This is a genomic window from Tumebacillus avium, from assembly GCF_002162355.1.
Taxonomy (GTDB): Bacteria; Bacillota; Bacilli; order Tumebacillales; family Tumebacillaceae; genus Tumebacillus_A; species Tumebacillus_A avium.
This window is the reverse complement of sequence record NZ_CP021434.1, coordinates 2,377,994-2,404,317: the sequence shown is the minus strand read 5'-3', so window position 1 is coordinate 2,404,317 and position 26,324 is coordinate 2,377,994. Positions and strand designations below refer to the sequence as shown.

General features: G+C 53.2%; 23 protein-coding genes. 13 read left to right on the top strand and 10 right to left on the bottom strand.

The window, feature by feature from the left end; genetic code table 11:
* Window positions 1-64: 64 nt before the first annotated feature.
* From CBW65_RS11440 to CBW65_RS11425, 4 genes are read right to left on the bottom strand one after another with little or no spacing between them, the layout of a single operon-like run.
* Window positions 65-1,249: a type III PLP-dependent enzyme gene (locus CBW65_RS11440; protein ID WP_087456930.1), complete on the bottom strand. Its 1,185-nt coding sequence runs from the start codon at window positions 1,247-1,249 to the stop codon at window positions 65-67.
* On the bottom strand, window positions 1,250-3,070 hold the full coding sequence (locus CBW65_RS11435) for an IucA/IucC family protein (protein WP_232463484.1): 1,821 nt from the start codon (window positions 3,068-3,070) through the stop codon (window positions 1,250-1,252).
* 20 nt (window positions 3,071-3,090) lie between these two features.
* Window positions 3,091-4,347 carry an MFS transporter gene (locus tag CBW65_RS11430; RefSeq protein WP_157721898.1) on the bottom strand — a complete coding sequence of 419 codons (1,257 nt, stop codon included), beginning with the start codon at window positions 4,345-4,347 and terminating at the stop codon, window positions 3,091-3,093.
* On the bottom strand, window positions 4,344-6,458 hold the full coding sequence (locus tag CBW65_RS11425; protein WP_157721897.1) for an IucA/IucC family protein: 2,115 nt from the start codon (window positions 6,456-6,458) through the stop codon (window positions 4,344-4,346). The genes CBW65_RS11430 and CBW65_RS11425 overlap by 4 nt, the downstream gene beginning before the upstream one ends.
* 197 nt (window positions 6,459-6,655) lie before the next feature.
* On the opposite strand from CBW65_RS11425, the gene sbnA reads away from it, so the two are divergent.
* The 11 genes from sbnA to tnpC all read left to right on the top strand — a co-directional run bounded on the left by sbnA (window position 6,656) and on the right by tnpC (window position 17,769).
* On the top strand, window positions 6,656-7,636 hold the full coding sequence (gene sbnA / locus CBW65_RS11415) for a 2,3-diaminopropionate biosynthesis protein SbnA (protein WP_269768015.1): 981 nt from the start codon (window positions 6,656-6,658) through the stop codon (window positions 7,634-7,636).
* Window positions 7,637-7,699: 63 nt separating this feature from the next.
* Window positions 7,700-8,713, top strand: coding sequence for a 2,3-diaminopropionate biosynthesis protein SbnB (gene sbnB, locus CBW65_RS11410; RefSeq protein ID WP_087456924.1), 1,014 nt, complete (start codon window positions 7,700-7,702; stop codon window positions 8,711-8,713).
* Between the two features lie 11 nt (window positions 8,714-8,724).
* Window positions 8,725-9,444, top strand: coding sequence for an IucA/IucC family protein (locus tag CBW65_RS25080; RefSeq protein WP_087456923.1), 720 nt, complete (start codon window positions 8,725-8,727; stop codon window positions 9,442-9,444).
* Complete coding sequence (locus tag CBW65_RS25075; RefSeq protein WP_087456922.1) at window positions 9,384-10,541, top strand: IucA/IucC family protein; 1,158 nt, start codon at window positions 9,384-9,386, stop codon at window positions 10,539-10,541. Before CBW65_RS25080 ends, CBW65_RS25075 begins: the two co-directional genes overlap by 61 nt.
* On the top strand, window positions 10,538-12,346 hold the full coding sequence (locus tag CBW65_RS11395) for an IucA/IucC family protein (RefSeq protein WP_087456921.1): 1,809 nt from the start codon (window positions 10,538-10,540) through the stop codon (window positions 12,344-12,346). The genes CBW65_RS25075 and CBW65_RS11395 overlap by 4 nt, the downstream gene beginning before the upstream one ends.
* Window positions 12,330-13,121 (top strand): HpcH/HpaI aldolase family protein, encoded by a 792-nt coding sequence (locus CBW65_RS11390; protein ID WP_087456920.1) that lies wholly within the window; start codon window positions 12,330-12,332, stop codon window positions 13,119-13,121. Before CBW65_RS11395 ends, CBW65_RS11390 begins: the two co-directional genes overlap by 17 nt.
* Window positions 13,118-14,320: a type III PLP-dependent enzyme gene (locus CBW65_RS11385; RefSeq protein WP_087456919.1), complete on the top strand. Its 1,203-nt coding sequence runs from the start codon at window positions 13,118-13,120 to the stop codon at window positions 14,318-14,320. Before CBW65_RS11390 ends, CBW65_RS11385 begins: the two co-directional genes overlap by 4 nt.
* Window positions 14,313-15,158 carry a ParB N-terminal domain-containing protein gene (locus CBW65_RS11380; RefSeq protein WP_087456918.1) on the top strand — a complete coding sequence of 282 codons (846 nt, stop codon included), beginning with the start codon at window positions 14,313-14,315 and terminating at the stop codon, window positions 15,156-15,158. Before CBW65_RS11385 ends, CBW65_RS11380 begins: the two co-directional genes overlap by 8 nt.
* 310 nt (window positions 15,159-15,468) lie before the next feature.
* Window positions 15,469-15,780 carry an IS66 family insertion sequence element accessory protein TnpA gene (gene tnpA / locus CBW65_RS11375; protein ID WP_087456917.1) on the top strand — a complete coding sequence of 104 codons (312 nt, stop codon included), beginning with the start codon at window positions 15,469-15,471 and terminating at the stop codon, window positions 15,778-15,780.
* Window positions 15,774-16,130, top strand: coding sequence for an IS66 family insertion sequence element accessory protein TnpB (gene tnpB, locus CBW65_RS25350; protein WP_087456916.1), 357 nt, complete (start codon window positions 15,774-15,776; stop codon window positions 16,128-16,130). The genes tnpA and tnpB overlap by 7 nt, the downstream gene beginning before the upstream one ends.
* Before the next feature lie 58 nt (window positions 16,131-16,188).
* Window positions 16,189-17,769 (top strand): IS66 family transposase, encoded by a 1,581-nt coding sequence (tnpC, locus tag CBW65_RS11365; RefSeq protein ID WP_087459205.1) that lies wholly within the window; start codon window positions 16,189-16,191, stop codon window positions 17,767-17,769.
* Between the two features lie 126 nt (window positions 17,770-17,895).
* Here tnpC and CBW65_RS11360 read toward each other — a convergent pair whose 3' ends face one another.
* The 3 genes from CBW65_RS11360 to CBW65_RS11350 form a co-directional block, all read right to left on the bottom strand.
* A complete protein-coding gene (locus CBW65_RS11360; protein WP_087456915.1) occupies window positions 17,896-18,993 on the bottom strand; it encodes a hypothetical protein in 1,098 nt (365 codons plus the stop codon).
* An 87-nt stretch (window positions 18,994-19,080) separates the two neighbouring features.
* Complete coding sequence (locus CBW65_RS11355; RefSeq protein WP_087456914.1) at window positions 19,081-19,872, bottom strand: hypothetical protein; 792 nt, start codon at window positions 19,870-19,872, stop codon at window positions 19,081-19,083.
* 727 nt (window positions 19,873-20,599) lie between these two features.
* Window positions 20,600-21,916: a helix-turn-helix transcriptional regulator gene (locus tag CBW65_RS11350; protein ID WP_087456913.1), complete on the bottom strand. Its 1,317-nt coding sequence runs from the start codon at window positions 21,914-21,916 to the stop codon at window positions 20,600-20,602.
* Window positions 21,917-22,180: 264 nt separating this feature from the next.
* Here CBW65_RS11350 and CBW65_RS11345 point away from each other — a divergent pair, with 264 nt between their 5' ends.
* Window positions 22,181-22,606: a DUF4878 domain-containing protein gene (locus CBW65_RS11345; protein ID WP_087456912.1), complete on the top strand. Its 426-nt coding sequence runs from the start codon at window positions 22,181-22,183 to the stop codon at window positions 22,604-22,606.
* 22 nt (window positions 22,607-22,628) lie between these two features.
* The gene (locus CBW65_RS11340; protein ID WP_087456911.1) at window positions 22,629-23,072 is read left to right on the top strand and encodes a hypothetical protein; all 444 of its coding nucleotides are present in this window, start codon (window positions 22,629-22,631) and stop codon (window positions 23,070-23,072) included.
* A 292-nt stretch (window positions 23,073-23,364) separates the two neighbouring features.
* Here CBW65_RS11340 and CBW65_RS11335 read toward each other — a convergent pair whose 3' ends face one another.
* The 3 genes from CBW65_RS11335 to CBW65_RS24830 are packed head-to-tail and all read right to left on the bottom strand — an operon-like array spanning window position 23,365 to window position 26,085.
* On the bottom strand, window positions 23,365-24,165 hold the full coding sequence (locus tag CBW65_RS11335) for an ExeA family protein (RefSeq protein ID WP_087455397.1): 801 nt from the start codon (window positions 24,163-24,165) through the stop codon (window positions 23,365-23,367).
* Window positions 24,158-25,513 (bottom strand): DDE-type integrase/transposase/recombinase, encoded by a 1,356-nt coding sequence (locus CBW65_RS11330; RefSeq protein ID WP_087455396.1) that lies wholly within the window; start codon window positions 25,511-25,513, stop codon window positions 24,158-24,160. Before CBW65_RS11330 ends, CBW65_RS11335 begins: the two co-directional genes overlap by 8 nt.
* 44 nt (window positions 25,514-25,557) lie before the next feature.
* The gene (locus CBW65_RS24830) at window positions 25,558-26,085 is read right to left on the bottom strand and encodes a DUF6431 domain-containing protein (protein ID WP_232463427.1); all 528 of its coding nucleotides are present in this window, start codon (window positions 26,083-26,085) and stop codon (window positions 25,558-25,560) included.
* Between the last annotated feature and the right edge of the window lie 239 nt (window positions 26,086-26,324).

Genomic DNA, 26,324 nt, shown 5'->3' with positions numbered 1-26,324 from the left:
TGTTAGATGATAAAAGCCTTGGCTTCTTTCGAAGCCAAGGCTTTTTTGGTGTTTTCGATATGCCCTATCGATAGTAGATGAAGTCCGGATGCTCCAAGTCACTAAAATCATGCGCGGAGATCTCCCAGCCATACGCGCCTGCGTACGGGAACAGGAGTAAGTCTCCTGCACGGAGCTTTTCAATCTGCACATTGTGCGCCAAAATGTCCTTCGGCATATGCATCTTACCCGCAAGCGTCACGCTCTCATTCTGCACTTCCGGCCGCTCGAACGGGTACTGCCAGTCTTCGATTGGGACGATGCTCATCGGATGCGTATGCTTCCACGCGCCGGGCAGCAGGAAATGGTGCAAACCGCCTTCGACGACCGCATACCACTGGCCGTGGCTTTGGCGGATGTCGAGGACTTCGGTGGCATAGTAGCCGCAGGAAGCAACGGCGTAACGGCCACACTCGAACAGCACGGTCACATCCGAGCCAGCCGCCTCAAGTTTCTCAGGGAGCGCCGAGGCGAATTTTTCAAAATCAAACTGGGCGGTGAGGTCCGCATAGTTGACGCCAACACCGCCGCCTGCGTTGATGTATTCGAGCTGAAAACCATACTCATCCGCCCACGCACGGGCTTTTTTGCCGTAATGCTCGACCATGTTCAAGTGCGCCTCAACATCGAGGTTGTTGGACAGCGAATGGAAGTGGAACCCTTTCAAACGCACATGCTCACACGCCATCGTCCGTTGAATTCCCTCGCCGATCACCGCTTCATCGATCCCAAACTGCGTCGGCACACCGGCCATCTGCAACGTGCCGCTCGGAAGCGGTCCGCGCAGGTTCACGCGAAGCAAGATCTCCATCACCGCGCCTTTCCTTGCTGCGATCTCCTCCAAACGGTCGAGCTCATGCAAGCTCTCCACATGCAGCAACGTCACGCGCTGCTCGATCGCCCCTTCCAACTCCACGTCCGCTTTGCCCGGGCCGCCGAAGATGATCGGCGCGTCTTGGCTAACCGCGCGGACTTTATGAACTTCCCCGATCGAAGCCACTTCAAATCCATGCACATAAGGCGCCAATGCCTTCAGCATTTCATGCTCCGAGTTGGCTTTGATCGCGTAGAAATACCGACACTGCGGCGGCAGCGCTTGCACGAAGCGCTGCACGTGCCGGGTCAGTTCGGTCAAGTCGTAAAAATAAGCTTTGAGCGGCTTGCTGCCCAAGTCTTTTTTCAGTTCGGCAATCTGTTCGAGGACGCGCATTTACCGCCCCTCCCCTGCCCGATACAGCGCCAGCGGATTTGGCACCGCATGCACGCGCACGCCGCCTTCCGCAAACAAGCGTCGCTTGGTCAACTGCTCGACTTCAATCGTGTCGGAGAACAGATCAAACGTAGCAAAACGCTCCGCCAGCTCCGGGAACTTGCGCTGGTACGCATGGATCACACCTGCCGCCAGCTCCCAGAAACGCTCCTCCGAAAGACCATACTGCTCCTGCAGGAACAACGCCAGCTCGCCCATGTTGATGAAGAAAAACGCATCCTGGAAAAAGTCTTTGATCTCCGCCGGGTCCTCTTTTTCAATAAACGAGTTGCGGTTCAAACGCGGATGGTTCGCCGGCGGATACTGAATCTCCGGACGGCGGTTCGGGTCGGCCAGATGTGCACGGGAGTAGCGCAGCCCGTCGTGGAAATCTTTCAACGCGACCCGCGTCGGCAGGCCATTCTCATGCAGCAGGATCATATTTTGCGCATGAGACTCCATCGCCACGCCATGCGCGTAGAGTAAGTGGATCAGCGGCGTGATCGACGCATTAAGCACCGACTGCAGCCAGTTTTCCAAGCCATGACGCTGCACCCACGCATCGATCAGCGGCGTTCCGTCGGTCAAAAGATGGCACAGCGCATTAAACGGCACCGCCGCTTCGCCCGGTTCCAACTGCCCGTGCAGGCTTTCGCGCCAGATCGCGCCGAGCACCCCGTACACTTTTGCTTCCAGCAGCGGGTGCAGGCCCTGGTGGTTGTAGGAGATGCCCATCACCTCTTTGAGCAGCACAACGCGCAGATCATCATGCAAATACGCATCCCCGGCATGCAGCTCGCCCAGCCACTCCGACAGCGTCGCCGCGTTCAAAATCGTATGCTGCGCCAAAATACGCCCGGTCGACGTGTTCGTCATCGAAAGCGGCGTTTTCACATACGCCCGCTCCGGCACCGAAGCGTTAGACAACGTGCGGATCGACATCTGCGGACGGTACTCGTCGCGCCCTTCGCCCAGCAAAACGATGCTTTGCTTGCGGAACTGGTCGAGGAAGCCGCCCGCCACCACTTCGCGCCATTGCCACGGATGCACCGGCACCATGACATACTGCGCCGGATCGAGCCCTTTTTTACGCAGCACGTTTTCAAAACGGTCGTACTCTTCGCCCAACTCTTCACGCAAAAAGCTCTGCTCATCAAACAACGACAGATGCGACCACTTTGCTTCGGCACGCAAAATGCCCAGCCAGATCAGCTTCAGCCCCGGCTTGAACTCCGGCCCAAACTCCAGATGATCCTGCAGGTCAAAACCGATGCGGGACTTGTAGCACGGATGGTAGGGGTGGCCTTCCATCACGTCCGCTTCCAGATCGTCATAAGGGGTCGCTTCACTCACCGCAGCCCCTTTTGCAAAACGATGCTCTTGAGCGACCGCGTCTTTCAACCAGGTCTGGGAAATCTCCTCAAGGAACGTGGACAGCTTGTCGTCATCCGCTCCGAGCAGCTCTGCCGTTTCCAGCAGAAATGCAGACAACGAGTCCGCCTCGCGCTCCTCCCCGTTTGCCACGCGCAGCACCGGGTCGTGCGTCAGGCGAATGCGCCCAAAAGACAGCGCGCGCCGTCCTGTGCAGACATACGCCACCTCGGTGCCATCCGCATCCCGGCCGCTGAAGCGGTACGTTTCCGTCCCGTCCGCGTTGTGCGCCGTCTCTGGACTTACAATGCCTTCGTAGATCAAAGACTCGATCAACTGGCGGAAAATTCGTCTGCGCACTTCTGTCCACTGCACAGATTCCAAAGCGCTTTCTAACAGGCTAGCGTTCATCACTGTCACCTCAACCATTTTTATCGTTTAAAGACCCCGCCGCCGTAGCGCAAAGAAGACACTTTCGGCAGATGACCGGCAAATTTCACCACAACCGCGCCGAAGATCAGCACGGAACCGAGTACAAGGAACACGTACGGCGCGCTCAAAAAACCGCCGAGCGTCGAGCCCAGCATCGCGCCGCCGACCTGTCCGGCGACGAGGATCGACGAGGCGCTGCCCATCCGCACGCCGCGATTGGCGGCGGAGGAGCTTTTCGAGATTTCTAAGAACACGGACTGCAGAAGCGCGGAAAAAGCGAACCCTTGCAGCATGCGCAGGGCAAACAGCCACTCCACTTTTTCCGGCACTGCCTGCAGGATGACGGCGATGCCGCAGAGCAGCGCTGCCCAGGCAAAATTGCGTTCGACAGGAGCTTTGTCATTGCGTCTGCCCCACCAGGCCGCGCCAAACAAGGCGGTGCCCCACATCACCGCTTGCAGCATCCCGACCCAGGCGGCGGCGTTTTCCCCATCGCCGGTCAGGTTCTGCACATGCGGCGCAAAGACGGGAACCAGTCCGTACGCAGCGACATTGGCGCACAGTCCGCCGATGAGAAACGCGACCAGACGGCGCGACCGCAGGAAAGACTGCAAGGTGCGGAAGACGCCGGAGGACGTTTCATACGCCTCGGTTTCGGTCGTTTCCCGACTCCGTTTTTCATGCAAAAGGAAGATCGCAGCGACCGCCATCAGCGCGACGAGCACAGCCAGCCCTTGCAGGAGCGGTTTGAATCCCCAGAAGCTGACGAGCAGTCCGCCGAGCAGCGGCCCGATCAAGGAGCCTGCGGAGACGGCGCTCTCTAACTTGCCAAACACGCGGCCGCGCTGGTCCTCCGGCGCTTGCGACCCGGCAAATGCCGCGCCCGCGTCGACAACACCGCCGAATGCGCCTTGGAACAGGCGGTAAAGGAAGAACTCAAACGGACTTTTCGCGATCGACATCAAGAGCAGGGTCAGTACCAAGCCAAACAAAGCACGGACGACCATCAATTTGCGACCGTATTTGTCGCCGAGCTTGCCCCAGAGCGGGGCGGTCAGCGAGTAGGAGACGGCAGGCGCCGCGAGGGCGAGGCCGCTCCAGAGCAGGACTTGTTTGGTGTCGCCTGCGCCGATCTCGTTCAGGTAAAACGGCAAAAGCGGCGCCAGCACGGTCAGCGACGCGACCGAGAAAAAGTGCGCGCTCCACAGCACGCGGAAGTTCCAGAGCCAATTGGATGCTTTCATGCTCGAACTCATGCCCGGACCGCCTTGACCGCCTGTTGCCGGAACGGATTGACCGCCGCGCCGATGCCTGCGGGCATGCTGCCGCCAGCCGGGCCGTCCTGCTGGAGCAGCGGCGTGATCAGGAGTTTGGTCGGCCATTCGGCAGTTTCGAAGAGCTGTTGGTGCAGAACACGACGCTGTTCAGCGGTGAACGGAACGTCGGAGAGCGCAGAGTCTAATTTTTCACGCAGCACGAGCCAGAGCTCCTCTTCGGCGATTCCGTACGTGCGGGAGAGCGCGTCGAGAATGGCGTAGAGGTTGACTTGGATGCAGAGCGTCTGCAGGTAGTAGACCAGCGCTTCGGGCGCTTGGTTGTAGAGCGAGTTCGGGCGGTTCGGCTTGACGATGTAGCCGGGGTCTTGCAGTCCAGCCGCTTCCAGCCACGGCAGATGCAGGCGCACCGTGTCGTGGTCGCGCAGGAGCAGGCCTTGCACCCGGTCGTTTTTTAACACGAGCACGACGTTTTGCCCGTGCAGTTCCGGCAGCATCCCGAGGCGCAGCAGGCGCAGGGCGGTGTCCAGGAACGTGGCGCAGACTTCGCCAAACAGGTTGCGGATCGAGTCAGGCGTGACCGCTTCCCCGCGCCGGGCCAGCCAGGTGTTGAACAGATGATCTTTGGAGTTCGGCAGTCCGTAAACGCACAGCGCCGACATTGGAATCAACTGCTCCTCCTGCGGAAAACGGCGGATCAGCGCCGATACATGGCGCGGACGGTCTTCGAACAGGTCGCTGCCCGGCACAACATACGCCCACCAGATGCCTTCGTCACACAGCTGCAGCGTCCGCCCCAACACCTCATCCGCGCGGATCGCGTCAGACAGCACGCGCTGCCCCCGCTCCCCGTTCAGCATGTACAGAGCCGGCAAAAAGCGCATCGCCCCAAGCGACGTGATGCCGATCGGCACTTTCACGTGATCCAGCGTGTCGGCCACCGGCACCAGCGACCGCACCGACGAAGTGGCTGTAAACCTCCCGCCCGCATACTCCAGCGGCGCAAACACGCCCTTTTCAATCTCCGGTGCAAACTCCTTCAGCACCACCCTTTCGTACTGCCACGGATGCACTGGAAGCGCGAGGTAGTCCGCGCGGGAAATGCCCGCTTTTGCAAAAGCGTTCCAGAGCTGCACTTGCTCTTCCTGAGACAAAATCAGTTCAGCGGGCTCCACCGGCATTGCAACATCGGCATGCAATCGGCGCAAGTTGCCCACTTGAGAAATCTCTGACTTCTCGCAGCCCACATCGCTCTTCTTCCAGTCAGCCGTTCTCCGATTTGCGTCATCCGGCAATTCACCTTCTGCTTCCGACTGCGTACCCTTTCCCGCCTTAGCCCCCGCCAGCACGACATCTCTTCTCACCGCCAGCCAGCGCAGCACGACTTCCCCGCCGTACTCGGCGCAGTACTGGCGGTACTCTTCAGCATCAAAACCGCCTTTCACTCGGGCGGTCGGATGAAACGGGCGATCTCGGAACGCGGCATAGCGTTCAGCCTCAGCAAACGATGCAAACGGGTCAACAGCCTGCACTGCCTGCACTGCCTGCACTGCCTGCACTGCCTGCACTGCCTGCACTGCCTGCACTGCCTGCACTGCCTGCACTGCCTGCACATCCTGCACATCCTGCACATCCGGCTCCGCTAGCCCTTGCCCAAACACCGCCTCCAACGACAGCCTTGTATGTACCAACGAAGTCTCCACATCCCGCGCAAACCCTTCCAAGCCCGGCAACTTCTCGCCTCTGACCTGTGCCAATTCCCCGACACGGCGCAAAAGCTGCAGGGGGTTCAACCGCGCACTCACACCCGCGCCGTATTCCCCGGCCTGCACTTCCACCACATCGGCCCCTCTGCATATATAACGCGTCGTGAACCCCGGACGCACCGGCACCAGCAGATACCGCCGCTCCCCTTCCAGGTCCACGCGCAAAAACAGTTCCTCATCCTGCATGACTTCCACAGCAGCGTCTGCGATCCCGCAAACATTTTCCGTAAGCAATGCCCCGATCAGATCGAGCAACACCTGCTCCTCCGCCATGCGTTCCATCTCGAGCCTGCCTGCAGCAGAAACGCCGGTCGCTCGATTTTTCATCCTCATGTCCCCTTTCACTTCCGGGCTCTCGTTATCAAAGAGAATCATTCTCATTTGCATGGTACTTGAACATCAAACAAATGTCAATGATAACAATTCTCAGTAACAAATATATTGACATGAGAATCGTTATCATTCAATATAAGTTGGGTGTGATAATGATTCTCATTCCCGCAACGAAAAGGAAGGTGTCCACCTTGACCGCATCCTCCATACTTACGCCGGAGCGCATTCGCCCGGCCCTGAACTCGATCGCCGACTGCATCGGCAACACGCCGCTCGTGCAGCTCAGCAGGCTGTTTAAAAGCCATGACATATATGCCAAGTTGGAGCTGATGAACCCGGGCGGCAGCATGAAAGACCGCCCCGCCCGCTACATCATCGAAAAAGGCTTGGCCGACGGAATTTTCAGCAAAGACACGCACCTGATCGAAAGCACCTCCGGCAACCTCGGCATCGCGCTGGCTATGGTGTCCCGCTTGTACGGCCTGCGCTTCACCGCCGTCGTCGACCCGAAGATCACCAAGACCAACCTGAACATCATCCGCCAATACGGCGCGAACATCGACATGGTCAGCGTCCCCGACGCAGCGGGCGGCTACCTGCAGACGCGGATCGACCGCGTGCAAGAGCTGATCCAGACGGTGCCCGGCGCATACTGGATCAACCAATACGCCAACGAGCTGAACTGGCAGGCGCACTACCACGGCGCAGGCACAGAGATCGCCGAGAGCCTCGACGCGCTCGACTACCTGATCGCCCCGGTCTCGACCACCGGCTCGATCCTCGGCATCTCCCGCCGTCTGCGCGAAAAGTTCCCGCAGCTGCAAGTGATCGCCGTCGACGCGGTGGGCTCCGTCATCTTTGGCGCCAAACCGGGCCCGCGCGAACTGCCCGGCATCGGCGCGTCGCGTGTGCCGGAAATTTTCACCCCGGCAGAGATCCAGCAAGTCGTGCATGTCGATGACCTTGAGTCGGTCGCCGGCTGCAACCAACTGCTCGCCGAAGAAGGCATCTTCGCCGGCGGCTCGTCCGGCTCGGTGATCGCCGCACTCCAGAAAATCCTGCCGACACTGCCGGAAACGGCGCGTATCGCCGTCATCCTGCCCGACCGCGGCGACCGCTATCTCGACACCGTGTATGACGCGGACTGGGTGCAGACCCTGCGCCGCCACTAGACCTGTCCCAACCAACACCATCTAAATCCTATGAACTTCAACCCTGAGAGGAGAACCACAATCATGAACAACCCGTCCATTCTCTACCTGAGCAAGCAAGACATCATCTCGATCGGCGGAGGCAGCTCCGACCTGTACGTGAAAGCCCTGAGCAACGCCCTCGAACTGCACGCGAAAAAAGACATCGTCCAACCGCTCAAGCCTTACCTGCGCGTCGATGAGAAAAACGGCCACATCGCCGACCGCATCATCGCCATGCCCGCGTATGTTGGCGGCGAAGCGCCAGTGTCGGGCATCAAGTGGATCGGCTCCAAAGCTGACAACCCGCAAAAGCGCGGCATGGAGCGTGCGTCCGCCTTGATCGTGCTGAACGACCCGGAGACCAACTACCCGATCGCCGTGATGGAAGGCTCGCTGATCTCCGGCATGCGCACCGCAGCCGTTACCGTGCTGGCGGCGAAATACCTGGCCCGCGAAGGCTTCACCACCGTCGCTTGCATGGGCTCCGGCATCATTGCGAGAATGCAGCTGCAATCCCTGCTCGAACAGTTCCCGTCGATCACCACGATCCACCTGTTCGACCTCAACCCGGAAGCGGCCGGCCGTCTCGCCAATGAACTGACCGAAAAACACGCCGGGCTGCAAGTCATCGTCTCCCCCGATGCAGAAACGGCCGTCCGCCAAGGCGACCTCGTCGTCACCTGCACCGTCACCGACAAGCCGTACATCCCGTTCTCCTGGCTGAAAAAAGGCGCGTTTGTCTCCAACATCTCGATCATGGACGTGGAAAAAGAAGTGTTCCTGAAAGCGGACAAAGTGGTCGTCGACGACTGGGATCAATGCAACCGCGAGAAAAAAGTGATCAACCAGCTCGTGCTCGAAGGCACCTTCTCCCGCGAAAAACTGCATGCCGAGCTCGGCGAGATTTTGACCGGTGCCAGACCGGGCCGTGAAAATGAAGACGAGATCATCCTGCTCAACCCGATGGGCCTCGCGATCGAAGACATCGCTTCCGCTCACGAAGTATACCAGCGCGCAGTCCGCGAAAACGCAGGCACCCGCCTGAACCTGTACTAGGGGGGATTCTGATGGCTATTCAACTCAACCAGGCCCGTTCGGCAGCAACTTCTGCTGCTGCCGAACGCCTCCTGAACACCTTTTTACGCGAGACGGGTCAAACGGCACCCGTCCTCGCCGCTGACGACCCGCGTCTTGCAAAGCTGCCTGCGCTTGTGCTGGAAGCGATGCAAGCGGAAGGGCATCCGTTCTGCCTCGAACTGCCGACGACACACACGCGCATTTACGGCGCGGTCACCTACACCTCCCTGTTCGGACATCACCGCTACGGCCAAAGCTTCTGGCTGCAAACAGAAGACTCCCCGCTTCAGGAAGCGGACGGTGCGCTGTTGGCCGAACCTCTGCTGACCGAAGTCGGCCAGCGCGACCCGGACGCCGCGTCGCGCAGCCGCCGCGTCGCCGATCTGGTGGCACAAGTGCAGAACTCGATTGAAAAAACGACCCGGTTCGTCGAGCATCACACGGAGTACGGCGCGAACCTCTGGGAACTGACCGGCGGCGAGCGCACGAAGCGGGCGGAAAGCGGTCTCGTGTTTGGGCATCCGTTCCATCCGACACCGAAGAGCTCGGAAGGATTTTCGGCAGACGATCTCGGACTGTACGCGCCGGAGCTGCACGCCTCGTTTACGCTCTGCTATTTCGCCGCCGCGCCGGAACTGGTGCAGGAAGCGTGGGTCGAAGGCACCGGCATCCCCCCTTCCCGACCGAACTGCTGGAAGAAGCGCATCTGAAATTGTCCTTCGACCGCCAGCATTATCAACTGCTCCCGTGCCATCCGTGGCAGGCCAAACACCTTTTGACCTGGCCGGAAGTGCAGGAACTGATCCAAAGCGGGCAGCTCGTCTACCTCGGTGCGCTCGGCGTGCCGGTGCATCCGACCTCGTCGGTAAGAACGGTCTGGTCGCCGGAGCTGGCAGCGTATCTGAAACTCCCGCTGAACGTCCGCATCACCAACTTCATCCGCGTCAACCCGCTCGACCAGTTGGAGCGCACGCTGGACGCGGCCACGTATACGGAAAGTCTGCGGCCTCTGCCGTATGAAGGTTTTACAATTCTGGCCGAGGCGGGCTATCGGACGCTGGTTGCCTCCCATTTGCCCGAAGCAACACGGATGAAGCTGATCGAAAGCTTTGCGGTCATCTTCCGTCAAAATCCGGTTCGCACTGAACACGACGATGCACAGACGCCCGTCGTGGTAGCCTCCTTGCTGGAAACGCGCCCCGGTGAAACGACAGCACCCCTGTACCGTTTTGTTGAGCAAGCCGCAGAAGTGCGCGGCGCGGCGCTCGATGCTGATTTTGTAAAAGCCTGGCTGAAGCGGTATGTGGAGATCTCCCTGCTCCCGCTGCTCGACCTGTTTTTCCGCCACGGGTACAGCGCTGAAGCGCATGTGCAAAACTCGATGGTCACGCTTGACCACGGCTGGCCGGCCCATTTTTACGTCCGCGACCTGGAAGGCGTCTCCGTCTCCCGCGAGGTAGCAGGCGATGTGCTGACGGCAGACAGCGTGGCGCTGTATGAGGACGCGCAGGCGTGGCACCGTTTCAAGTACTACATCCTCGTCAACCACACCGGCCACTTGCTCCATGCGTTGGCGCACGATACCGAAGTTTCGGAAGGCGACCTGTGGGCGGTGGTGGCCGATACGATCCAAAGCCATGCCGGTTTTGCGTCGGAGCGTGCTTTGCGCGGGGTGCATAGCCTGTTGACCACGCCGCATTTTGCAGCGAAAGCCAATCTGATTTCCCGATTCCAAGAGCGCGGTGAAACGCCGCTGTACGTTGAGATTCCCAATCCCCTTTTTCAAAAACGCGAGGTGACACAATGAGCCAGTCCCATCAATCCCTGATCCCGGCCCTGCAGTCGGAGCAATACGTGAACGTCAGACGCCGGATCTTCCGCCAGCTTGTGCAAGGTTTGATTTACGAAGGTCTGTTGAAGCCGCTTGAAAACGGCGGGAAGTTTGAAATTCAAGGCAACGGCGTGACCTACACCTGCCACGGCAAGCGCACGCATACGTTCGGGCGCATTGAACTGACTGCGGAGCCTGTGCTTCGCAACGGAGAAGAAGCCGAATCGCTCACCCAGTTCATGATCGACGTGCAAGAGCACCTCGGCGCCGACCCGGACCGTCTGGCCGCGTTTTGCCGGGAGCTGGAGCAGACGCTGTTTAACGACGCGCTGGCTCAGCACTTCCGCCATGAGCAGGGCTTGCGCTTTGCAGACCGCCCGTATGACGAGCTGGAATCGTATGTGATGGACGGCCACCCCTACCATCCGAGCTACAAGTCCCGCATGGGTTTTGATGCGGAAGACCAGTACCAGTACGGCCCGGAGACGCGCCCGGATGTTCGCCCGGTCTGGTTTGCCGTACATACCGCTGAGACGCGTCTGGCTGCCTCGCAGCGCATCGACCTGGCTGAATTTTGGAAAACAGAACTTGGTGCTGAACAAGTGCAGCGCTTCCATGACACCATCCGTGCGCAAGGCTTCGACCCGGCTGACTACTATTTCGTACCTGCCCATCCGTGGCAGTGGGAAAATCGCATCCAGTCCGCGTTCCACGACAAACTGCGCACAGGCAAGATCATCCTGCTCGGCGCGTCCCAAGACGCCTACCACCCGCAGCAGTCGATCCGCACGTTGAGCAACGCGACAGCACCGGAGCGCGCCTACCTCAAGCTCTCGATGAGCATCGTCAACACCTCGACCGGCCGCGTCCTTGCGCCGCACACCGTGCAAAACGCGCCGAAAGTGACCGACTGGCTGAAAGGCATCGCGGAAAACGACCCCTTCCTGCGCGACGAGTCCCGCCTGATCCTGCTCGGCGAAGTGCTGGGCGTCACCTACAACCCGGAGCCGCTGTCCGACCTCGTGCAAAGCGTCACCTACGGCATCCTCGGCTGCATCTGGCGGGAGAGCATTCACAACTTCCTAGCTCCCGGAGAAGAAGCGGTGCCTTACAACGGCCTGACCGCCCTCGACCTCGACGGCACGCCGTTGATCGCGCCGTGGATTGAGAAATACGGCATCACAACCTGGCTGACCGACCTGTTCCAAAAAACGGTCCTGCCCGTGTTGCACCTGCTCTACGCGCACGGTCTGGCTTTAGAAACGCATGCGCAAAACATGGTGCTGGTGCATGAAAACGGCCGCCCGGTCCGCGTTGCGCTGAAAGACTTCCACGACGGCGTCCGCTTCTCTCCGTTACACGTTGCTGACCCCGATGCGATCCCGGCGCTGCTCGCCACCCCGGAAGCGCACCAGCGCGTCAACCGCAACTCGTTCTTGGAGACGGACGATCTGATCCACGTGCGCGACTTTATGCACGATGCCTTTTTCTTCGTCAACCTCGGCGAACTTGCGCTGCTGCTCGACCGCCATTTTGGTTATGACGAAGCGAAGTTCTGGATGCTCCTGCGCGGCGTGATCGAAGCGTATCAGGCACGTTTTCCGGCGATGAAAGAGCGTTTCGAGCTGTTTGACCTGTTCGCAGAGACCTCCTATGTCGAGCAGTTGACCAAGCGCCGCCTCTACCCGGAGACGGAGATTCGCATTCAGGAAGTTCCCAATCCGTTATCCTTGTCGTTTCTGAAAAGAGAGGAAGTGAAGGCATATGCTGCGACCGAATGAGTTGAAAAAGAAGCTGCAGGCGGGACACCCCGCGTTTGGCCTCTTTTGCTCCGTTCCTCATCCGGTGATGGTCGAGATGATCGCGCTGGCCGACTATGATTTTGTGATCCTCGACACCGAGCATGTGCTGGTCAACCCCGAGACCTTGGAACATCTGATCCGTGCCGCCGAAGCGCTGGACATCACGCCGCTGGTGCGGGTCGCCGACTCCAGCAAAGAAACGATCCTCCGCGCGCTCGACGGCGGTGCCATGGGCATCGTCGTCCCGCACGTCGAGACCCGAGAGCAGGCCGAAGCGATCGTCCGCGCCTCCCGCTACTACCCGGAAGGCATGCGCAGTCTGAACGGCGGCCGTCCCGGCGCGTTTGGCAAAAGCAGCCTGGTCGACTATATGAAACGAGCGAATGAAGAGATCCTCGTCATCCCGATGATCGAAAGCAGCACCGGCGTGGAAAACATCGACGAGATCCTGTCCGTCCCCGGCATCGACATGATCCTCGAAGGCTCAGCCGACCTGTCCCAATCCTACGGCCTGCCCTGGCAGACCCGCAGCGAAACGGTGCAGACGGCGCTGCGCCACGTGCATAAACGCTCGCAAGCGCACGGCGTTCCTTACTGCGCCATCCCGCGTTCTGCAGACGATATCGAGCCCTTGTATGTGAGCGGCGTCCGCGCCTTTGTGCTCGGCGATGAGCGGGGCATCTCGTTTCGCGCCCTTAATGCGCATCGGAAAACGTTTCACAACCTGATCCCCACGGAGGTACCCACCCCATGAATAAAATCGCCGACTACATCCAAACCGCCAAACTGGAAAGCGACAAACCGTTTTGCGCCTTCCTGTACGACCTCGATCATCTGCGCGCGCATGTGCAGGCGCGAGTCGATTCGATGCCGGCCAACACGCGCTATTTCTACGCGATCAAAGCCAACTCCGAGCTCCCGATCCTCCGCGCGCTCGCCCCGATCGTCCACGGCTTCGAAGTCGCGTCGATCGGCGAAGTTCGCAAAGTGCGTTCCGTTTCTCAAGACACCCCGATCATCTTCGGCGGCCCGGGCAAGTCGGACGAAGAGCTGATCGGTGCGCTGGAGCACAACGTCTCCCTGATCCACGTCGAAAGCATGCACGAACTGCGCCGCCTGAACGAGCTCTGCGCCAAGCGCGACACCGTCATGCCGATCCTGCTCCGCGTCAACCTGCGCGGCCCGCTGCCGACCGCGACCCTGGCGATGGGCGGCCGTCCGACCCAGTTTGGGATTGATGAGATGCAGATTGCGGAAGCGATCCAGCTCGCTAAGAGCCTGCCGCATGTGAAGTTAGAAGGTTTCCACTTGCATTCGCTTTCCAACAACCTCAATGCCGCCGAGCATGTCAAGCTCGTCAAGTACTACATCGAGCGCATCAAAGGCTGGGCAGCGGAACATGACCTTGAGCTTTCGTATTTGAATGCGGGCGGCGGAATCGGCGTGAACTATGCGGATTTGGAAGATCAGTTTGATTGGGATTTGTTCGTCGGGGGGCTGCAGCCAATGCTCGAAGCCAACCTGCCGGAAAACATGACCGTCCTCTTCGAATGCGGTCGATACAACACCGCGTCCTGCGGCTACTATGCGGTCGAAGTGCTGGACATCAAAGAAAACCACGGCAAAACCTACGCCATCATCCGCGGCGGCACCCAGCACTTCCGCCTGCCCGTTTCGTGGCAGCACAACCATCCGTTCGTCGTCGTGCCGAGTGAGCGTTGGGAGTATGGGTTCGAGCGCAAAGGTGTGGAAGACCAGCAGTTGACCGTCGTTGGCCAGCTCTGTACGCCCAAAGATGTCCTGGCGTCTGACGTGACCGTGCCAAACCTGCGGATCGGCGATGTCATCCTGTTCTTGTATGCGGGCGCGTACGGCTGGTCGATCTCGCACCACGATTTCCTGAGCCACCCGCACCCAGATCATATCTACCTTGGAGGTGACGATCATGTATGATGCGATCTCCCAGTTAAAAGTCGTCGACATGGATCAGCTCTGCCTGCATGAGACCCACGAGTGTGTCCGGCTCGACAAGACCTGCCAGTCCATCCTCGTCGAAGGCGTCCTGCGCAACCCGCCGCTCGCTGCGAAAATGAAAGACGGCCGCTACCTCATCCTCGACGGCGCCCACCGCACCTGCTCCCTGCAAAAGCTCGGCTGCCTGCGCAGCGTCGTGCAGCTGGTGCATGATGATTTCTTTCAATTAGAGAGCTGGCATCATGTCGTTCCGACCGGGGATTGGCTGGATCAGCTCTTGCAAGATCCGCTGTTGCGAGTTGAAACAGCAACTTCGCTGACTGCTGAATCAGTATCGTTACTGACAGCCGATTTTGCACAAACTCTGAACACCGAATCAGCAAATCTGGTTGCGATTGAGCCTGTCGCCACCCTAGTCGACTCGACAGGCACCGAGTACTTCTTCTACCCGGCGTCAGCCGCTGACGACCCATCTTCTCGCCTAAACGCGTGGCACCAAATCGTCACCTCCTACTGCCGTGACCATTCCGTCCAACGCATCGCCGCAGGCGAAGTCTCGATCCCGTCCCCCGGCCATGTGCTCCTGCGCTACCCGGCGACCACGGTCGAAGAGCTCGACGCCCTCGTCACCGCCAACCAAGTCATGCCGGCCGGTGTGACCCGCTGCATCGTCCAAGGCCGCCTCCTCAACCTCCGCGTCCCCCTCGACCTCCTCACTGCGCCCGACTTCCAAGAGGACGTGTGGGAAGGGTTGTGTGATCGGTGGAAGCAATCGCTCCGCCTCTACTCCGAAGCGGTTTACCTTTGTGAGGTATGAGTTCATAGCACAGGAAAAAGACCTTTGCGCAGTTATGCAAAGGTCTTTTGTCAGTTTCATATAGCTTATTATTTCTAACTCACAAATGAGTCATCGGCATACTCAACATTCTAAAATGAAGCAGACCTACCTTGAACTTCCCGACTTAGAGGTAATGTACCAACCTCCTTTTGTGGCAACAGGTACAAATAACGCATGTGCTCGTAGCACTTGTGGACGTAACATCGTAAGCGTCTAATACTCCCCACCTCCACACGAAACATAGAGCATGAGATAATCCTCCTCAGACGGAAATGAGGAGGAATTTTTTATGACTCGAAGCGAGCTTCGAGCTGTATGGGAATCTCGAATCTCTGACTGCCGCACCAGCGGTCAAAGTGTAGCGGCGTGGTGTGCAACTCATCAGATCAATCCTCGCCAGTACTACTATTGGCTGCGCAAGCTTTCCAACACTGAGATGCCTTCACCTCGTTGGTTGGAGGTCTGCGCAGACCAACAGCCAAGCAACGAAACCGACTCCTGCTTGCAGGTCAAAATTGGCTCTGCCGTGATCGAAGTCAAGCCAGGTTTCAATCGAGACCTGTTGGCGGATGTCGTCCTCGCCTTGCAAACGATATGTTAAACGAAACCGACATAACTCGTGTCTACTTAGCCAGCGACCACACGGATCTTCGCAAGTCGATAGACGGTTTGGCCGCCTTGGTTCAGGAGAGCTTCGAACTGAATCCCTTCTCCCAATGCCTGTTTGTCTTTTGCAACCGGCAACGCGACAAACTTAAAATCCTACACTGGGAGCATAACGGCTTTTGGCTCTACTATCGCCGTTTAGAGCGAGGAACCTTCCAATGGCCGCAAGAGACATCTGGTCCAACGATGCAGATCAGTCGAAGAGAGTTGCGGTGGCTTCTGGATGGCTTGTCGCTTCAGCAACGAAAAGCACACCCGAAACTCACCGCACAGACGGTGATTTAGTATGAAAAAATTCTTGTTCTCACTAGGAGAATGGGAGCTTCAAGGCGAAGAAAAAAATATGAAACCTACAATAACCATCCCAACCACCATTGAAGAACTTCAAAAACAGAACATACAACTTGGAATGCAAAACGCAGAGTTGAAAGCTAAGCTCAACTGGTTGGAACAACAGTTTCGTCTCAGCCAACAGAAGCGTTTCGGTGCCTCAAGTGAGCGGACAAACGCGGATCAGTTGGAACTGTTTAACGAAGCGGAATCCGAATCCTCCACTGCCGTGCCAGAGCCGACCGCAGAAACGATTCAATACGTCCGCAAGAAGAAACGCGGACAGCGAGAAGAGTTGCTTGAAAACCTGCCGGTTGAAACGGTGGAATACCGTCTCTCGGAAGACGAGCAGGTCTGCTCGTGCTGCGGTGGTCCCACCCATGAAATGAGCACGGAGGTTCGCCAAGAGCTGAAAATCATCCCGGCTCAAATAAAAGTGTTAAAGCATGTTCGCTATGTGTATGCGTGCCGCCGTTGTGAACGTGAGGAGATCAGCACTCCCGTGCTGACAGCTCCCATGCCGCAACCTGTATATCCTGGCAGTTTGGCTTCCCCATCCGCATTGGCTTTTATCATGAATCAAAAGTACGGGGAAGGTTTGCCCTTATATCGTCAAGAGCAGCAACTCATGCTTCTCGGAGTTAATCTGTCGCGACAAACGATGGCCAACTGGATGATCTATGCGGCTGACCGCTGGCTGAGCCTGCTGGAGAATCGTATGCGAGAGCACATGCTGAAGCAAGACATTCTGCATGCCGATGAAACGACCCTGCAAGTACTGCGTGAGCCGGGTCGGGCAGCCAAGAGCACATCGTATCTTTGGCTTTACCGTACCGGGCGCAACAGTCATCCGATCATCGTGTATGACTACCAGCCGACACGAGCAGGCGAACACCCGCGACAGTTCCTGTCCGAGTTTCACGGCTACCTGCATGTGGACGGATACGCGGGGTATAAGAAGATTCCTAACGTAACCCTGGTCGGGTGTTGGGCACATGCTCGCCGCAAGTTCGACGAGGCTCTGAAAGCATTGCCGGCCTCCAGCCGAACCGCAGCTGTAACCGCGAAAGAAGGGCTCGAGTTCTGCAATCGTCTTTTCGCGATCGAACGCGAGATGAAAGATGCTTCGCCGGAAGAACGGTACACGGCCCGTTTGGAGCGCAGTCGGCCCATACTGGACGAATTTTCGGTATGGCTACAGACTCAAAAATCCCGCGCGTTACCGAAGAGCGCACTGGGGCAGGCCATAAAGTACTGCCAGAACCAATGGGTAGCATTGGCGGCGTTTTTGCTCGATGGGCGTTTGGAGATCGACAACAACCGAAGTGAACGCGCCATCAAACCATTCGTGATTGGACGTAAAAATTGGCTGTTCGCCAATACTCCACGCGGCGCAAAGGCAAGTGCTGTGATCTATAGTCTTGTCGAGACGGCGAAGGCGAACGGGTTAAATCCGCTGGTCTACCTGACCTATCTCTTCGAGACCCTGCCCAACCTTGCGAACCCTCATGATCACCATGAGCTGGATCGCTTGCTCCCGTGGTCGGACACGCTGCCGCTCATCTGCCGAGTATTTAATAAAAAGCACGAATAACCTTCAGTTCTTGCGTAGCTGAAGGTTATTCGTGCTTTGTTTACGATGAATATCTTTCAATCAGTCCCCACCTTTCGGCAAACGACACAAGGTGGGGGCTGTTTTACGCTTACGTAACATCAATATCTATCTCAAATTCCCCATAATTCTACCGCGTAACCTGACCATGATCTTTTCCAAATCACTCATGCTTCTTTTGTTATCCACATCAAGATAGTTTGATATTATTTTTCTTATCGGGACCAAATATTCATTCAAAATGGAGTTTATAATAATTTCTACATATCCAGGCTGGTTATACAGTTTATTATGAAAGTAATCCCAATAATTCTCCCCATTTTTATCATAATGGAGCATATTTCGTAGAGTCTGACATTCCTTTTGTATCCCTTTACAATATTGGTCAATCAAAAACGAAACACGTCCATTACTATGCATATCTAACATGTCGAAATAGAGTGTCATGTGCTGCTTCATATTCATCAGATTATCCATAATCTCGTCCATACTTATTGATATGAAACGTAACAATATATAATTGTTATACCACCCTAAGTTCTGCTCTGATTGAAGGGCGTTTCCTAACCAAATGCACGAGGTTGCTTCCTGAGTGATGAGCAGTAGTCTTGTAGTAAATACATTTTGCGTTTGATCGTTAGAATACACTAAATCCCAATGGGTATCTTTTAACCTGTAACTCGTATCCTCATCATAGAACAAAGATGATTGCTTGAAAAATGGCAATTCCTCATTAGCAAGTTCATTAATTTTTACCATTAAGTCTACAGATAACTGTCCTGTTTTTTCATAGAAGTGTCGAATACTTCTCCCTGTTGCTTCAATGCTGCCACTAGAATAAAATGTTGTGTCGTAGAAGAGATAGGTTGGATATACTGTACTGCCTGCTAATACTTTACCGTCTAAGTAGAACCCAATGTTATCAATATCACTTCCAAATGTCTCCATATGGTAGGAGGATATTTCGTTATACACTTTTATATTATTTTTCTTTTGATGTAGGTGAACCTTGTTTCTGATTTTTTTGTAATCATTATCCAACGAGTCAATACCACCTAATATATCATGATGAATTTGATAAATTATCAAACAGATATTTCTTGCCAATGCGTGTACAGTTACAGCATAAAACTTTGTGCTTCCTTTGGTAGGAAGAAGAAAATTTATACCTAACAGATCAAAGTAAGCCGTGATAAGATGCGTCATTTTTTCACCCCTAATTATATTGTGAGACCTCTTTCTTGTACAATAAGTCACCGTCCAATATTGAACGGTGACTTATTATACTCGAATCTATTCATCAGAAACTATTCCACTAAAGCCATTACCAACGATGTCATGTCTCAAATAATTGCGTTTAGTTTTGACATACTCCTCCATCCAATTCAACTTCAACATAACATCAGCATTTTCTGCACATTTGACTTTATCCCTTGAGATAACTTCAAAAAGTTTCTTCTTAAGACAATTGATCTCTATTTCTTCCGTTTCTAAATGTAACGAGGGGTTAAAAGCTTCTAATTGATAAAACATATTAAGGAAATATTTCTCCTCAAACTGTTCAACCAACTTTGGCCTACCTGTCATTAGTAACTCAACTAACTCCATATTGGTCTGAGATAGTTCCCAAGAACTGAATCTTTGCCCCAATTCCGGTTGTAATGCAACTATTGGCACCTTTGCATATTTACTTTCTAATTTATAGGCCACTTCAACTGCTGGACCAAAAAAACCAAGTTCATCAAAATATGCATCACCTAACATTATACCGCCACGTACCAAATAACCTGAATTAAGTATTCTCAACAATGAAAGCGCAGTATTATGCATAGCTATTTGTAAAAGTTTCATATCATCTTTTCTACTTTCCTCAATACCATCCTTGTAATAATAGAAGAAATAGGCACAGTCTGAAAAACTATATACTTTCCGATCATATACCACATTTTCCAAATTTCTTGATTCATTTTGTTTTGCTTCACTGTGAAAAATCCGGTGAATAAATAATTTATCTTCAAATTTTACATTGTTTTCGGTGCCTAATAAATCTACAAAGATAACGACCATCTTCTGATATTGCTTCATAATAATCCTCCCTACTATAAATTGGTAAGTGCATATGTTTCAAATGTATCACTCAATCTATTACTCTACAATATAGGGTTAATTTCCAAAAATAAATTCTTGATCAAAACTTGTTCATTTAGTTATCACCTCTACATCCAATGTTATTATGAAATTCCAATGGCTCTGACGATGTAGTACAGATGTCTTTCCTTCCCTTTTTCGAGTCAACGCTGACTGCATAGAACCATGAGTTTTCTTTACGGATTATACCAGTCAGTTCATACTACGTTTAGGCGTCCTGCACGAACCGATACTCACCCCATGCATGAAAGACAGCCGCTATCTCATCAGATACGCCAACCATACCTGCCCCCACAAACCATTTGCTATCTGCGTAGCGTTGTGCAGTTGGTGCATGAGGAATTCTCTCATTTGGAGAGTTGGCATCATGTCTTCCGAAAATCTTGATGGAAAATAAACCATGGAATACGAACTATTAAACAGCGAAGGCATACTTCTTCTTCTACTCGTCAACCTCGCTGACATTCTCCTTAACCTACCTGCTATCGGTTATAAAATAAGAAAGCCATAGCTAGCTACCATGGCTTATGTAAAAGTTATTTCCCCTCCGAAGTTACCATCGGCCCTGGACCAGGTGTTACTTCCGCGTTAATTTTTATTTCTACCTGGAAAACCAACCCATATATCAGACAGGTTGCTAACACTGACAGAAAAACAATCTTCTTCATCTTACTACCTCCCTTCGATACAATTTTCCGAGCAATACGTTTCGTTCTCTCTCTAGATCCAGTGCTGACTCATGCTTACCCAATCCACGATACGCATCCACAGCAATTTCTAATGAATCGACTTGTTCGGCAACCATACCTAGTTTAGCAAAAATCGCAGCCGAGTTTAATGAATTACGAATACTTTCTTCATATCTTTTACAACAAAGATTGAATTTGGCGGAAACCCTTACGTAGGAAGCGTATTCCTCCGTCTCTTCTAACGTATGTTTTGAGGCGACCTCTTCTGCCAATTTAAGATTTCTTATCGCTTCCTCCTGTTGTCGATTAATATTCAGGTCTGCCAATTTTGCAAGAACTAACAAATGGTTCTTATGATCACTTTCTGTTTGATAAAAATCAGCGCACTTTTTCAACTCTTCAATAGCTGCGTCCTTATCCTCAGCCGGGGTAATAAAGGTAGCCACGTTGTGCTGCACTTTTACTGCCCATTCGATCATGTTTAGACCTGTATATAGTACGTGTGCCTGTTGAAACATCTCGGCAGCCTGCTTCTGATTTAGTGCATCGTAATACACAAGTCCATTTGCGAACAATGTATCTGCTACACGTCGAACATCTTGAGTGTTTTGGAAATACCTTTGGGCACGTTCGAGATAAAAAAGCGACTGTTGATGCTGCCCTAATTTTCGCAAGGTTTGACCTAAGTTAAATGCGATGTACGCGGACTGTTGATCATTATCAGAGAAACGTCCGATCAGGTCAAAAGCTTTGTGATAGTTATAGTACGCTTTCGTATACTCACTCTTGGAGTAATGTGCATTACCGATCTGCTTGCGCATACTCGCCAAGACATGAATATCATCAAAAAAGTTTTTCTCTAATTCGATCACTATAGGATCTAAAAGTTCAATTGCTGCGTCATGTTCACCTTGCTGGTTCAAACACTCGGCTAGGTCAATCATAACCTCTAGTTGATCCGCGTAAGAGAGTTCTGACTGTTCCCTAAGAAATAGTAGAAGTGGTTTTGCAAATTCCGGTTGACGAATATCGAGATAAATCTTGGCAAGTTTGTGGCGGTTATAAAGTTCCATTTGATCAACTTCATTCCGAACCAGTTCGTGCAATTGTATCTGTAGTTTTCTTGCTATATGTTGCAACAGCTCGACAGAAGCGGTATTCTTATCGCGCTCAAGTTGACTGATCATGGATATGGTCACAAAACCATCGGCCAGTTCTCCTTGACTCATCCCTTTTTGTAATCTGAGCCGTCTTATTTTCTCGCCTATGGTCTCCGTTTTGTTTTCATTCAATAGTATAGCCTCCCTTTACTACCTTCTTATAACATATCACAGTATTATCATTTAAGGTAGGTGTTGTATAAACAAATTATACAGTAGAATAATGAGGAAACACCTAGAGAGATTCTACTTGGCACTATTCTGACAACAGATGGAAAATGGACGCTTGCATAACGAGTCCAAAACATAAGTATACATCTTTTGATCGATTGATTTTTAGATAACTATTGTGCATTAATAAAGGTATGCCATATCTATCCAAAAGGAGCTGTTGATATGAAAAAGAAGAACCTGTTTGTTGCTGGTGCCGCTGTCATTGCAGTGGCAGGCGCACTCACATTCGGTTCGATCCAAACTTTCGCATCTGCAACCGCTGAAGAAGAAGCGAAGCAGATTGCTGTAAAGTATCTTGATGCGGTAGAAGATCGAAACGCTGAGGAAGCAGTGAAGTATGTTGAGGATGTGCGATTCCCCGACGAAGCTTCTCTCTTGGCTGCGTATAAACAAATGAACGAGTCTAGCCCTGTTACGAATATCGCAATCACAGATATCAAGAAGAAAAATTCTAAGCATGTTGATATTACGATCGAGTATGTAACTTCTGAGGGTGAAAAGGACTCTTCTGTGCTGCCAATGGTAAAAGAAGATGCCGGTTGGAAGGTTGTTTACTCCGAAATCAAAGAGAAACCTGCAAAGAAATAATCACTGGGGAGACAAAACTAATATGAAAAAAGCACTTGTCCTAGCAACCATGGCTGCAACTTTGTTTTCTTTTCATGGAGTTACGAACGCAGCAGTTTCTCCTGAGGCTGACCTGGTTTACTATTCTTTTGGCTGCTGCCAAAATCAAGGTTTGGAATACGGTGCAACAGTCTATAGTTCCAGTTTCACATCAGACTCTTCCGGTACGATTGTATTGAATGGGTGGCAAGAAAACGACGACCCTACTAAATTTGTCCCACGAGTGAAATATTCCGTAGTGACCTACAACTACTTCGGAGATGACACCGTTCATGGAAGTCCGGCTGATATTAATGGCACGTACCGACAATCTGGAGCTTGGTACAGTAAAACCATTAACTCCATCCCACTCAACAAAAGCGGTCTCCAAATCAAAATGCAAATCTTGTCTTACTACAATGTTCGCGGAGCGGGCAATGCATATTAAGACAATGGGAAAACCTCAGTCATCGACTGAGGTTTTTATTCTCTATAGTTAAAATCCTTAGCGATTGGGAACTTAGTGGTTATCATCGGCTGTAACCGCCTACGATGGTTAAACGACAAATACGGCATGCCCACGCCGTTTAATTACCAAGACTGGGCGATCAGCGCTCGTTTTACGCTAGTTGTTACTACTGCCCTATAATGTCCGTAATTTGACAGTCTCTACTGTCCAAGAATTGACGGAGAAGATGACCGCGTGAGCGGTGTTAAACAGGAAAGAAAAAACGGGAGAATCAAGTCAATTCTCCCGCGATCACCCGTTTCACCATGTGGTCGTCAATGATTCGATGCTTATTTGCTGCTCCATAGATCAGACTATGTGTTGCCGCCTTATTCACCAATCGAACCGTACCGCTTGAATAACGATAGATCTCATCGACCGCACCATCCGTGAAAATGTCACGGCTAACGCCCGCATATTCCAGATGACGAGCTATGTACGCCCCAATCTGTGCGCGGTCGTAGTGAATCAGTTTGCACTGTAGATCAATCCTTTGTCGAATGGCCGTAAACATCTGAAGTTGAAGGCGATCCCACAGTTCATTTTGTCCGACCAAGATCAGAGCCATTGGACTTTGGGCATCCATTTTGAAGTTCAGCAGAAACCGCACTTCTTCAAACATTTCTTTGTCTAACAGATGCGCTTCATCGACTACCACGACTGGTTGCAAGCGATGAATCCCCCGCATCAGCTCAATTTCCCGATGCAGTTGTCTCTTGCTGTCCCCTCGATAAAACTTCGCCTCACACCCCAACTGTTCAAGCAATCCCTTGTAAAAATGGCGTGGCGTTAGCTTTGAATCGGATAGGTACAACAGTTTAAATCTCGATGTGTCGAGCACATCCGCGAATCGGCGGATGGTCGTTGTTTTACCAGTCCCGCAATCACCGGTCACAACGGAGAACCATTGCCTTTCGGCCGTATATTCCAATCTCTCAAGCGTTTCTTCCAAAACATCCGACGCATACAGCTCATGAGTAGGCATATCACGAGAAAAAGGGGTTCTCGCCATTTCATAAAACGCCTCAAACATCTCGGTTCGCCTCCTCCCGAATTTTGCGGAATGAGACGGCGCGTGTTTGACGTTCTTTCCTGACTTGATTCTTCTTCTCCGCAGCGTCCAGTAACCGTGAACCTTCGACTGTAAGCGGTTCAATCGTCGACGGGATAGAGGGGCGTTTTCCTGCCCATTCACCTATGATCAGTTCTTTCGCCTGCCACGGTGTATGGCTTCCATACTCAACTGTAATCGTCGAGATGTCACGCGGGTCGTAGACGACTTCAACCTTTTGTCCAATGAAAGAAAGCCCGACCTCGTATTTCTTCCCCATAAAACTAATACAGCCAGCCTTGTCCACTTTTCTCGTTTCGCTGTGTAAAAACGCATCCGCAATGAGAGTTTCCTCGGCGAGCCGGAGCGGCGTCGAGTCGCTTCGAAATGCCACCTGCGGGCTAGATTTGTCATCGAGTGCGGAATGGGGTTTGGTCTGGTAACATTCGGTGAGCCAAACTTGGAACAACAGATTGAGCTGGTCGAGTGTCTGGGGCTTTTCAAGCGCAGCTTCCGTTAGGAAACTGTCTATGACCCGGTTGAAGCGCTCGATTTTCCCTTTGGATTCAGCTGCATAAGGTCTCGTAAAACGAAGACGTATGCCAAGTTTGGCACATGTGCGTGTCATACTTTTGGTTCGAAATTGCTTGCCGTTATCAAAGTAGACAGAATCAGGTACGCCATTTGTTTGAATCGCGTAACGGAAACAGTCTTCCACAATCGTTTGATCGAGTGTTGGGTAAAAAGCCGCATGCAACACGTAACGAGTTGCATCGTCGATGAATGCAACAAGATAGACTTGCTTGTTGGCTCCGCCTTCACCAATCGGTAGATACGGCCCGAATTTGATGTCAGCTTGCCACAGTTGGTTACGCTGTTTGTGTTGAAAGCGTCTGGCCGCAAGGCCAGAGGTTGAGTATAGTCGCATGTGGCGAGTACTGTAGCCGCGCTCCATCAATTTTCCCTGTAAGGTGCTGCGCTTGATCTCACCAGGCTTCGCTAAGCCTTCCCACTCCAAGATCTGAATGATCTGTGCAACACTGCGGCTGGGAACTTCTCGGCGAAGCAGGATGGCTTGCTCCAGGAGATAGGGGGTGATTGCTTCGGCTGTTTGCCTTTGACCCTTCCCTTGAGGTCGAAGTCCGGCGAAACCTTCGGTTCGGTAGGCAGATAGGTAACGACGGAGGGTTCGCTCGGATAAGCCGGTTTGCTCACAAATGACTTTCTTCAGCTCTTTGGCTTTTCCAGGGTCAATACCATCGGCCAAGAGCGGAGAGATCAGTTGCATCCGTTCGACGGCGATCTCTTCTGCCCTTTTTTCACTATTCATAGGAATCTACAGTCCTTTCCAATAGGATGTAGATTCACGATACCTTAGGGAATCGCGGACAAGAAGGCGAAACGGGTATGTACCCATAATTGAGAATGAACGATGGGTCGGACAACTCTCGCCAGCCAACCTGCCTCTTGTCCAACGTATTGTCCGATCCTTTGGAGTGCAGACGGTGAAGGTACGGACAATGGCTCCACCGGATTTCCTGTACGCGCCGCAATCGTTGATAAACAATTCACCCAGTATTGCCAGCACGCCTTGAACCAAATGTGCCAGCGGTACAGGGTTGATTCATCAGCGGCAACGTCCGGGGTCTGCGCCTGAGACAAGACTGCTTCAAGGCATTCGGCTTCATAACGTTTATAAGGAACGAGCAGGTCCGGCAACTCATGATGGATCTTCCCGCAACCCTTACAACGCAAACGACGAATGATATAGGTGACCCGTTCACTGGTTGGCTTACGCCCAATGCGACTCCGGCTACCGATCACGAACAGTTCATGCTCACAAACAGGGCAGATATGCTGCTCTGCACTCCTAACGAAAAACACCACGTTCTCTATTTTCATCGAGCCAATAATTTGATAAACTGATCATGTGATTTTTTGGGGACGACTCTGGTGCAACTGTTAGAGCAGCGGCACATCATACAGAGTCGTCTTTTTCCTTTTTGAATGTGTACGTGGTCATTATATCCGTCAATTTTTGGACAGGCAATAGCGTCAGCTTTTGGTCATTTAGTATCGGCTGTAACAGCTAGTCCCCGATCAAAGTGTAAAAGTCACAACTTGGACCGTTTACTAGCAAG

Bases quoted from the DNA above. Each gene is read 5' to 3' on its own strand.
- CBW65_RS11440 (WP_087456930.1), bottom strand. From the start codon at position 1,249: ATGCGCGTCCTCGAACAGATTGCCGAACTGAAAAAAGACTTGGGCAGC.
- CBW65_RS11435 (WP_232463484.1), bottom strand. From the start codon at position 3,070: ATGAACGCTAGCCTGTTAGAAAGCGCTTTGGAATCTGTGCAGTGGACA.
- CBW65_RS11430 (WP_157721898.1), bottom strand. From the start codon at position 4,347: ATGAGTTCGAGCATGAAAGCATCCAATTGGCTCTGGAACTTCCGCGTG.
- CBW65_RS11425 (WP_157721897.1), bottom strand. From the start codon at position 6,458: ATGAAAAATCGAGCGACCGGCGTTTCTGCTGCAGGCAGGCTCGAGATG.
- sbnB (WP_087456924.1), top strand. From the start codon at position 7,700: ATGAACAACCCGTCCATTCTCTACCTGAGCAAGCAAGACATCATCTCG.
- CBW65_RS25080 (WP_087456923.1), top strand. From the start codon at position 8,725: ATGGCTATTCAACTCAACCAGGCCCGTTCGGCAGCAACTTCTGCTGCT.
- CBW65_RS11395 (WP_087456921.1), top strand. From the start codon at position 10,538: ATGAGCCAGTCCCATCAATCCCTGATCCCGGCCCTGCAGTCGGAGCAA.
- CBW65_RS11390 (WP_087456920.1), top strand. From the start codon at position 12,330: ATGCTGCGACCGAATGAGTTGAAAAAGAAGCTGCAGGCGGGACACCCC.
- CBW65_RS11385 (WP_087456919.1), top strand. From the start codon at position 13,118: ATGAATAAAATCGCCGACTACATCCAAACCGCCAAACTGGAAAGCGAC.
- CBW65_RS11380 (WP_087456918.1), top strand. From the start codon at position 14,313: ATGTATGATGCGATCTCCCAGTTAAAAGTCGTCGACATGGATCAGCTC.
- tnpA (WP_087456917.1), top strand. From the start codon at position 15,469: ATGACTCGAAGCGAGCTTCGAGCTGTATGGGAATCTCGAATCTCTGAC.
- tnpB (WP_087456916.1), top strand. From the start codon at position 15,774: ATGTTAAACGAAACCGACATAACTCGTGTCTACTTAGCCAGCGACCAC.
- tnpC (WP_087459205.1), top strand. From the start codon at position 16,189: ATGAAACCTACAATAACCATCCCAACCACCATTGAAGAACTTCAAAAA.
- CBW65_RS11360 (WP_087456915.1), bottom strand. From the start codon at position 18,993: ATGACGCATCTTATCACGGCTTACTTTGATCTGTTAGGTATAAATTTT.
- CBW65_RS11355 (WP_087456914.1), bottom strand. From the start codon at position 19,872: ATGAAGCAATATCAGAAGATGGTCGTTATCTTTGTAGATTTATTAGGC.
- CBW65_RS11345 (WP_087456912.1), top strand. From the start codon at position 22,181: ATGAAAAAGAAGAACCTGTTTGTTGCTGGTGCCGCTGTCATTGCAGTG.
- CBW65_RS11340 (WP_087456911.1), top strand. From the start codon at position 22,629: ATGAAAAAAGCACTTGTCCTAGCAACCATGGCTGCAACTTTGTTTTCT.
- CBW65_RS11335 (WP_087455397.1), bottom strand. From the start codon at position 24,165: ATGTTTGAGGCGTTTTATGAAATGGCGAGAACCCCTTTTTCTCGTGAT.
- CBW65_RS11330 (WP_087455396.1), bottom strand. From the start codon at position 25,513: ATGAATAGTGAAAAAAGGGCAGAAGAGATCGCCGTCGAACGGATGCAA.
- CBW65_RS24830 (WP_232463427.1), bottom strand. From the start codon at position 26,085: ATGAAAATAGAGAACGTGGTGTTTTTCGTTAGGAGTGCAGAGCAGCAT.